The organism is Leisingera sp. ANG-Vp (assembly GCF_000813725.1).
In the GTDB taxonomy this organism is placed as follows: Bacteria; Pseudomonadota; Alphaproteobacteria; order Rhodobacterales; family Rhodobacteraceae; genus Leisingera.
In genome coordinates this window covers 1-8836 of the sequence record NZ_JWLD01000124.1, presented here as the reverse complement: position 1 = coordinate 8836, position 8836 = coordinate 1, and the positions used below count along the sequence as shown (strand labels likewise).

Annotated in this window: 6 protein-coding genes; 4 read left to right on the top strand and 2 right to left on the bottom strand. The window is 64.8% G+C overall.

What is annotated here, in order from left to right; all coding sequences use genetic code 11:
* Positions 1 to 1374: aldehyde dehydrogenase family protein (locus RA20_RS24285; protein WP_039135442.1), on the bottom strand; the 1374-nt coding region annotated here is incomplete at its 3' end.
* A 151-nt stretch (positions 1375 to 1525) separates the two neighbouring features.
* Between RA20_RS24285 and RA20_RS24280 the strand changes: the two genes are divergently transcribed.
* From RA20_RS24280 to RA20_RS24270, 3 genes are all read left to right on the top strand, one after another.
* Positions 1526 to 2416: a LysR substrate-binding domain-containing protein gene (locus RA20_RS24280; RefSeq protein WP_039135439.1), complete on the top strand. Its 891-nt coding sequence runs from the start codon at positions 1526 to 1528 to the stop codon at positions 2414 to 2416.
* A 1-nt stretch (position 2417) separates the two neighbouring features.
* The gene (locus RA20_RS24275; RefSeq protein ID WP_039135436.1) at positions 2418 to 3305 is read left to right on the top strand and encodes a LysR substrate-binding domain-containing protein; all 888 of its coding nucleotides are present in this window, start codon (positions 2418 to 2420) and stop codon (positions 3303 to 3305) included.
* 195 nt (positions 3306 to 3500) lie between these two features.
* A complete protein-coding gene (locus tag RA20_RS24270; RefSeq protein ID WP_039135434.1) occupies positions 3501 to 4709 on the top strand; it encodes a pyridoxal phosphate-dependent aminotransferase in 1209 nt (402 codons plus the stop codon).
* On the opposite strand, the gene RA20_RS24265 is transcribed toward RA20_RS24270, so the two are convergent.
* Positions 4706 to 7246 carry an AMP-binding protein gene (locus RA20_RS24265; RefSeq protein WP_039135431.1) on the bottom strand — a complete coding sequence of 847 codons (2541 nt, stop codon included), beginning with the start codon at positions 7244 to 7246 and terminating at the stop codon, positions 4706 to 4708. The genes RA20_RS24270 and RA20_RS24265 overlap by 4 nt on opposite strands.
* A 385-nt stretch (positions 7247 to 7631) precedes the next feature.
* Between RA20_RS24265 and RA20_RS24260 the strand changes: the two genes are divergently transcribed.
* Positions 7632 to 8777, top strand: a complete 1146-nt coding sequence (locus RA20_RS24260) for an aromatic ring-hydroxylating oxygenase subunit alpha (RefSeq protein ID WP_052249169.1) — start codon at positions 7632 to 7634, stop codon at positions 8775 to 8777.
* Positions 8778 to 8836 lie beyond the last annotated feature (59 nt).

Below are 8836 nucleotides of genomic sequence, written 5' to 3'. Positions count from 1 at the left end.
GCCCCCGAAAGCGCCGCCGATTTCAGCGCCGGAGGGGCCGATGTTCACATTGGCAATACCGCAGTCGGAGCCCGCTGCCGAGAGGAAATATTCGGTCTCGCGTACATCGGTGGAGAAGATGCAGGACGACAAACCTTGCGGCACTTCGTTCTGCATTTCAATGGCTTGATCGAGATCAGCGTATTTCACCACGTAGAGGATCGGGGCGAAGGTTTCGGTGTGCATGATCGCGGTTTGGGCGGGCATCTCGACGATAGCCGGATGGGCATAGGCCGCATCGCCGTGGCTGTCTGCCAGGGCCTGGCCGCCGCCGTGCACGGTGCCGCCTTCGGATTTGGCGCGTTCCAGCGCGCTGGTCATTGCGTCCAGCGCGGCGCTGTCGATCAGCGGGCCGACCAGGGTGCCGTCTGCCAGCGGGTCGCCGATGGGCAGGCCCTCGTAGGCCTTGATCAGGCGCGGGATCAGCGCGTCATAGATGTCTTCATGCACGATCAGGCGGCGCAGGGTGGTGCAGCGCTGGCCGGCGGTGCCGACGGCGGAAAAGACGATGGCGCGCAGGGCCATTTCCAGATCAGCGGAGGGCGCCACGATCATCGCGTTGTTGCCGCCCAGCTCCAGAATGGTGCGGCCGAGGCGTTTGGACATGTCTGCCGCAACCGCCTTGCCCATCGGCACCGAGCCTGTGGCGGAGATGATCGCGACATCCTTGGAAGCGGTGAGGGTCTCGCCCAGATCGCGTTCGCCGATCAGCACTTGGATCAGGCCTTTGGGCGCGTCTTCGCCGAAGGCCGCCATGGTGCGCTCGCAGATTTTCTGCACGGCGAGGGCGGTGAGCGGGGTTTTCTCCGACGGTTTCCATATCACCGGATCACCGCAGACCAGTGCCAGCGCCGCATTCCAGCACCAGGGGGCGACGGGGAAGTTGAAGGCGGTGATGACGCCGCAGGTGCCCATCGGATGCCAGCTTTCGCGCATCGCGTGGCCGGGGCGTTCGGAGGCGATGGTGAGGCCGTAAAGCTGGCGCGACAGACCCACGGCAAAGTCGCAGATGTCGATCATCTCCTGCACTTCGCCTAGGCCCTCCTGGTAGATCTTGCCGCATTCCAGGGTGACGAGGCGGCCGAGATTTTCCTTTTCTTTGCGCAGCTCGTCGCCCAGCAGGCGCACCAGCTCGCCGCGGCGCGGGGCTGGCACCAGGCGCCAGGATTTGAAGGCTTCCTTGGCGGCGGCGATCTGCGTTTCGGCCTCGGCTACGGTATGGGTTGTCAGGCGGGCGATCTCGCTGCCGTCCACCGGCGTGGTGACGGAGAGGCTGCCGCCGGTCAGTTCGGCTGTGGTCAGGCCTGCGGCGGCGAGGATGTCGGAATGGGGCATGTCGGCGTCCTTATCTGTAGGGCAGGGCATGAGCAAAACTTTAGGAGGCGATGCGCAGATGCCCTGCGGGGCGTCTGTCTGATATAGAAATTGCACTGCCCGGCCTGGATTGCTAATGAAACTAAATCGTGAAGCCATGAGTTAAGATCATATGATTGCACCGCGCCGGTTCCTGCCCTCGATCCCCTCGCTGCTGGCCCTTGAGGCGGTGGACCGGCTGGGAAGCGCCTCAGCCGCGGCGGAGGATCTGTCGCTGACACAAAGCGCCATCAGCCGCCAGCTAAAGCAGCTGGAAGAGCAGATGGGGGTGGATCTGATTGCCCGCGGCGAGATGCGGATGCAGCTTACGCCGGCGGGCACCGGCTTTGCCAAGGAGGCGCGGGCGGTGCTGACGCGGCTGGCGCAGGCCTCGGTCAAGCTGCGCGCCAATCCGGACGGCGGCAGCTTTACCCTGTCGATCCTGCCGTCCTTTGGCCTGCACTGGCTGGCGCCGCGTCTGCGCGAGTTCGCCGCCACGCATCCGGGCATCACGGTGAACCTGCATACGCATAATCTGCCGTTCAGCTTTGACGCGGGAACAGCGCAGGCGGCGATCCATTACGGCACCCGGGACTGGCCGGGGGTGGAGTATCTGCCCCTGATGCCGAAACATGTGCTGCCGGTCTGCGCGCCGGGGCTGATGGCGGGGCCAGTGGCGTCTCCCGCAGAGTTGCTGGAGTATCCGCTGCTGCATCTGGAGACGCATCCCGATTGCTGGGAGCAGTGGTTTCAGTTGCACGATGTGCCGGCGCAGAAGCTGAAGGGCATGCTGTTTGACCAGTCCTCAGCAATGACGCAGGGGGCGGTGCACGGGCTGGGGGTGGCTTTGCTGCCGGACTTCCTGGCGGAAAATGAGATCGCGCAAGGGCGGCTGGCGCTGGCGATGGAAGGCGACGCGGTGAGCCTGGGAGAGTACTTCCTGGTCTGGCCTGCGGATCAGGCGGAGGAGTATCCGCTGATCAAGTTCCGCGAGTGGCTGCTGTTGCAGCTGGAGGAGAATTGAAATGCGCCTGCCAAGCCTGACCCATCTACGCTGTTTCGAAAGCGCTGCACGGCATCAGAGTTTCACCGCGGCCGGCGAGGAGCTGGGGCTGACCCAAAGCGCGGTCAGCAAGAAAGTGAAGGAGCTTGAGGCGGATCTGGGGTTTGACCTGTTCCAGCGTGTCGGCCGCGGCGTGGTGCTGACACCGGCGGGGCAGGGGCTGGCAGCGGATCTGGAGCTGGATCTGGCAGGCTTGCGCGCGACCTTGCAGAAGGCTGCCGCCGCTGGGGCAGGGAGGTCGGCCCTGCGGATTGCGGTGTTGCCGGCCTTTGCAAACCTGTGGCTGATCCCGCGGCTGCCGGATTTCTTTGACCGCCATCCGGAGGTGGAGCTGAGCTTCTCCACCCGGCTGGAGCCGTTTGATTTTGCGCGGGAAAACTTTGACCTCGCGGTGCATTACGGGCTGGACAACTGGCCCGGCACCCATATGGCGCCTTTGTTCGGCGAGGAAATGGTGCCGGTCTGCGCGCCGGGGTTTTATGCCGCGCATCAGCTGGAGCTGGCGGCCAATCTGGCGCAGGCGCCGCTGCTGCATCTGGACAGCCGGGCAGGGTCCTGGGCGGAGTGGTTCGACCGCGCCGGGCTGGCGGGCAGCCCGCGCCAGGACGGGCGCTATTTTGACCAGCACTCGATGGTGATTGCGGCAGCGGCAGCGGGCCTGGGCGCGGCGATTGTGCCCTATGACATGGTGGCGCGGGAGATTGCTGCGGGGGACCTGCTGCGGATTCCGGGGCCTGCGCTGGAGACGCGCAAGCGTTACTTCCTGGTGCGCCCGCACGGGCCGGTTCCTGAGGCGGTGCAGAAGCTGGAGGCCTGGATGCGCAAGCAGTTGAGAGCCAAACCGGATTGAAGTGTTTCTCATGGCCGATAGGCCAGGCAGCGCCCGACCCTCCCCACGGGAGGGCGCTTCGCACCCACCCAGGCTCGGGCGCTGCCTTCCGTGTTTAATGCCATTCCGGAATGGATTCTGTCGTGTTTTGCCGCTTTTCCGCGGGCCATGCGCGTTTCATGCTGGAAGTGCCAGAACCAGCAGGGAGCCCTCGCCATGGCCCGATTCCGCCGCGCAAGCCGACTTGACCCTCTTGAGGTCTCGGAGATTCTCACCATCGGCGCCAAGGCCGCCGACATGAAGCGCCAGGGCGCGCCGGTGATCATCCTCGGCGCCGGGGAGCCGGATTTCGACACGCCGCAGCACATCAAGGATGCCGCCGCCGCAGCGATGCAGGCGGGTGAGACCAAATACACCGCGCTTGGCGGCACGCTGGAGCTGCGGCAGGCGATCCAGGCCAAATTCAAGCGCGACAACGGTCTGGATTATGCGCTGGATGAAATCACCGCGGGCACCGGCGCCAAGGAGATCCTGTTTGATGCCTTCATGGCCAGCCTCAACCCGGGCGATGAGGTGATTGTGCCGACGCCTTACTGGACGTCCTATTCCGATATTATCCGCATTGCCGGAGGCGAACCGGTGCTGGTGCCTTGCGGCGCTGAGACCGGTTTCCGCCTGACGGCGGAGAAGCTGGAGGCGGCGATCACGCCGCGCACCCGCTGGCTGCTGCTGAACTCGCCGTCGAACCCGGCGGGGGCTGGCTACAGCGCCGAGGATTACAAGCCCTTGCTGGAGGTGCTGCTGCGGCATCCGGATGTCTGGCTGATGGCGGACGACATGTATGAGCATATCACCTATGGCGGTTTCGAATTTGCCACCCCTGCGCAGGTGGAACCGCGGCTGAAGGACCGGGTGCTGACGGTGAATGGCGTCTCCAAGGCCTATGCGATGACCGGCTGGCGGCTGGGCTATGCCGGCGGGCCGAAGGATCTGATCGATGCGATGAAAGTGGTGCAGTCGCAGTCGACCTCGCACCCGTCCTCGGTGTCGCAAGCGGCAGCGGCGGCGGCTTTGAACGGCCCGCAGGAAGTGCTTGCGGAGCGGCGGGCCAGTTTCCAGGCGCGGCGCGATCTGGTGGTGGAGGCGCTCAATGGCATGGAGGGCATCACCTGCCCGGTGCCGGAGGGAGCATTCTACACATTCGCCAATTGCGCAGGCGTTTTGGGCAGGCGCACGCCCCAGGGCGGGGTGCTGGAAACGGACGCGGATTTCTGTGCTTACCTGCTGGAGCACCACCAGGTGGCAGTGGTGCCGGGCCGGGCTTTTGGCATATCGCCCTACTTCCGGATTTCCTATGCCACCTCCGAGGCGGAGCTGCGCGAGGCCTTGAGCCGGATCAGTTCCGCCGTTGCCGCGCTGGCCTAGGCCTGTGCCACAGCCAGCTGGCGGCGGCTCCGGGCCTGGGACCAAACCTGCACCAGCTGGCGCTGCAGGGCGGCTGCGGCCAGGCCAAGTGCGATGCCGCCGAAAATCGCCAGCGCGTCATTCAGCGGGCTGCGGCCCTCCAGCCCGGCCATCGGCATCAGCAGTTCCGGCACAAAGCGGTGCAGCAGGTAGATGTGAAAGGCGGCCTGGGCCAGCCGCATCATCGGCCGCACGGCAAATCGCGGCATCGGCAGACGGGGGATGAACAGCAGCCCGGCAATCAAAGCAAGGAGCCACATGTATTTGATCCAGCCGCCGTACCAGTTGCCGCCCAGATAGGCCGCCATCGGCATGATCACACAGGCCGCAGCCAGCACCATGAGCCGCTGCGCCATTGTGCTGGCCGCGGTGATGCACCAGCCAAGCGCAAACAGGTAGAAGACCCAAGGCACGGTGAACTGCGCCCGGCCGCCGATGTTCCAGACCTCCGGCACGCCCAGGCGCAGCGCGACGGCAAGAGCCAGGAAGCAGAGGCCCGCGCGGAAGGCGCCTTGTTCTGCCAGCCAGCGGCGCACCGGCGGCAGCGCAAAGGGCAGGGCAACCAGCAACGTCATCTGAAGGTAAGCTTCGATGAACCAGTACAGATAGGGCAGCATCAGATGGGTTTCGGGGATGGTCAGAGCAAAGTTGCCTGCCAGAAAGAGCGAAGCCCAGGGCACCTGCTCCCAGGCCAGGGCATAGCCTGCGAGGATCAGGTAGTAGGGGATCAGCACTGCGGCTACGGGTTTGAAAAAGCTGCGCATATCGCCGGATTTCAGCGCGTCCCAGCGGAAGCCTGCAACGCTCATCCCCATCAGGATCACCATGGTTGCGGCACCTCCGAACACCGGCCAGAAGGTCTGATGCGCCACCACCACGGCCAGAATGGCCAGAACCCGGGCGGCAAGGTCGAAGGGCAGGCTGGCAGAGGGGGCCGGGGCGGCCTGCTCCAGGTCCTTGACAGGCATCTCTTCCCAGCCCGCTGGGGCGCCGCCAAGGGCCTCGTCCAGCGCTAGGGACAGCTCGACATGGCGCAGCGAGTCGCCGCCCAAAGAAGCAAAGCTGTCGTTGCGGCCCACGGTCTGCGACGCAAAGGCGGCCTGGTAGGCGGCCAGCACGCCCTTGGCGGGTTTGGGCTTGGCCGATTGCGCTTTCAGCGCCGGGTAGTCGATCTTGCCATTGGCCCGGCGGGGCAGGGACTTGCGGGTGAGCACTGTGAAATGCTGCTGGCCGATGCCGGTCAGCTGGGCCGCCAGCGCTGCAATTCCGGTTTCCGGCCCGCAGACGGCGATTGAAATGCGGCTGTCATCGCCCCAGACGGCGGCCTCATGCCCCTGGGCCGCCAGGGCGCGCTCGATGGCGTCATGGCCGATGCGCAGCCCGGCGATCTTGGACATGCGGGAGAGCCGGCCGGTGATGTGGTAGAGCCCGTTTGCATCGCGCTTGGCCAGATCTCCGGTGGCGAGTTCGCTCAGTTCCGCGCCCCTGGCGAGATCAACGTGGGTCTCGGCGTAGCCCATCATCACATTGGCGCCTTGGTAGACCAGTTCGCCCTCGCCTTCGGGTGCAGTGATTTCGGTGCCGCCGGCGTTGCGCAGCAGCAGGCGGCCGCCAGGAATGGCACGGCCTGCGGCGCCGGGATTGTCCTGCGCCAGCTCCGGCTGCAGATAGCTGATCCGCGCGGTGGCCTCGGTCTGGCCGTACATCACGAAGAAGTGGCCGGCGCGGGCCTGCATCCGGGCAGACCAGGCGCTGACTTGGGCGGGCTCCATGGCGCCGCCGGCCACGGTAAGGGTTTTGATCCGTTCCGGCAGGGCGTGGGAGAGGCCTGCGCTTTCCAGCAGCCGGAAGTGATGCGGAACCCCGGCCAGGCTGGTGGCGCCGGAGGCGTCCAGGGCCGCGGCAAAACCGGGCTCCAGCACAGAGCCGGGGGCCAGCCACAGGCTGGCGCCGGCGGCCAGATGTGAGTGCAGCACCGACAGGCCGTAGGAATAATGCAGCGGCAGGATCAGCGCGGCGCGATCTTGGGGCTGGATTTCGAGGTATTCTGCGATGGCCCGGGCATTGCTGTCCACGGCCCGGGCGGACAGGCGCACGCCGCGGCCATGGCCGGTGCTGCCGGAGGTTTGCAGCAGCAGCGTGAGATCCGGATGGATGGCGGCGGGCTCATGCGCGTGGGCCAGCAGCTGCCATGCGCCGTCCTGCCGGCGGAAACTGGCGGCGGGGCGGAAGCGTTCTTCGAGCTTGGCCGCTGTGGTGCTGTCTCCAGCCGGCAGCGGCATAACGGCATGGCCTGCCGCCAACGCACCGAGGCAGGCGGTAATGGCCTCGGGGTCTGCTGCTGCCTCAACCGCGATCAGTTGCCGGTCACTGGGAAGCAGGCGTCCGAATTGCTCTGCAGCCTCTGCCAGGGCCGCATAGGTCAGGCTGGTGCCTTCGGCAGTGATCAGGCAGGGCCGGGCCCCAAATGCGCGCAATTCGGCCAGATCAAAAAACATCCGCAACTCCTTCGAGGGCGGCGGGTAAAATGATTTACTAATTTTGTCAATTATTGATCGGAGGTCTGAGGCAGCTTGTTTTGCCTCCGCGCTGATGGCGGTCTTCTGCGTGCGGGGTGTAATCGTGATTATGTAAAATAATTGCAGGCCCGCAGGAAGGATGGCGCAAATAGCGGTCTGCGCCAGAACCTAGTTACCGGGGTGAATTGCGGGGAAGCTTCGGAATGGAGCCTTGAGAATGGGCAGCCGTGTTCAACGGCTGCAGGGGGCGCCCAGTGCTGCCTTTGCGGGGGAGATTTCCTGTCAGTCGACTTTTTTCCTTGGCGGCTGGGCCGGAAGCATGTAATCAATCTGTGATCACAGATTAGGAGGCAGAGGGAATCAGATGCCCGTCACCCAAGCGATCACCGCCGCCGCGCTGCGCCAGGAATTGACCGAGCTGAAGACACTGGACCGGAGCCAGGCCCGCACGATGCCGCCCGGATTCTACACCTCGGGCGATTTCCATGAGCTCGAGAAAGAGCATATTTTCCGGCGTGAATGGATCTGCGTCGGCCACGCGGGCGAGGTGCAGGAGCCGGGGGATTTCTTTACCACCGAGGTAGCGGGCGAGCAGCTGCTTGTGACCCGCGGTCATGACGGCGAGGTGCATGTGCTGTCCAACGTGTGCCGCCACCGCGGCAATCTGGTGGAGACCGAAGCCTCAGGCAAACGCCGCAGCTTTGTCTGTCAGTACCACGCCTGGACCTATGCCACCGACGGGGCGCTGAAGACGGCGCCCTTGATGAAGAATGCCAAGAATTTCGAGATGAAGGGCTGCCGCCTGCCGCAGTTCAAGACCGAGATCTGGAGCAACTTCATCTTTGTGAATTTGGACGGCACAGCTGAGCCGCTGGCGCCGCAGCTGGAGGTGCTGGACGGCATCCTGCACAACTATCACAACGAGCAGCGCAATCTTCTGTTCACCGATGAAGGGGTCTGGAACACCAACTGGAAGAACCTGACCGAGAACTTCATGGAGGGCTATCACCTCTTTGCCACCCACCCCAAGACGCTGCAGCCGATGACGCCGACGCAGCTGTGCCGCAAGGTGCCGGGCGAGGCGCGCTGGACCGCCTACCGGTCTTATTACGATCCGGAATTCCCGCCGCGCGGCCCCTTCCACGAGGACATGACTGAAGATGAGCAGCGCAACACCGTGCTGTTCAATATCTTCCCCAGCTTTGTGGTGGCGGTGGCAGCCAACTACACGCTCTATCTCTGCCTGCGTCCTGCCGGTGCGGACAAAGTGGCAATCCGCTGGGGCGTGGCCGGTTTCAAAACCGATCCGCAGGACCCGGAGGTCATCTCTTATGTAGATCTCTGCAAATCCTTCAACGCCGAGGATCGGGAGAAGCTGGAAACTCTGCAAGTGGCGCAGAACACGCGCTATTTCCGGAGCGGTCCGCTGGCGCCGGATGATCTGGAGGGCACCATCTGGGACTTCCTGGGCTACATGGGCCGGATGCTGGGTGCCGACCGGGACCTGTAACGGGCCTGCCGGCTGGATGACGAACAAAGGAAACGCGCAATGATCAAGACCCGTGCCGC

Coding starts and splice junctions, on each gene's coding strand:
- RA20_RS24280 (WP_039135439.1), top strand. CDS start 1,526: ATGATTGCACCGCGCCGGTTCCTGCCCTCGATCCCCTCGCTGCTGGCC.
- RA20_RS24275 (WP_039135436.1), top strand. CDS start 2,418: ATGCGCCTGCCAAGCCTGACCCATCTACGCTGTTTCGAAAGCGCTGCA.
- RA20_RS24270 (WP_039135434.1), top strand. CDS start 3,501: ATGGCCCGATTCCGCCGCGCAAGCCGACTTGACCCTCTTGAGGTCTCG.
- RA20_RS24265 (WP_039135431.1), bottom strand. CDS start 7,246: ATGTTTTTTGATCTGGCCGAATTGCGCGCATTTGGGGCCCGGCCCTGC.
- RA20_RS24260 (WP_052249169.1), top strand. CDS start 7,632: ATGCCCGTCACCCAAGCGATCACCGCCGCCGCGCTGCGCCAGGAATTG.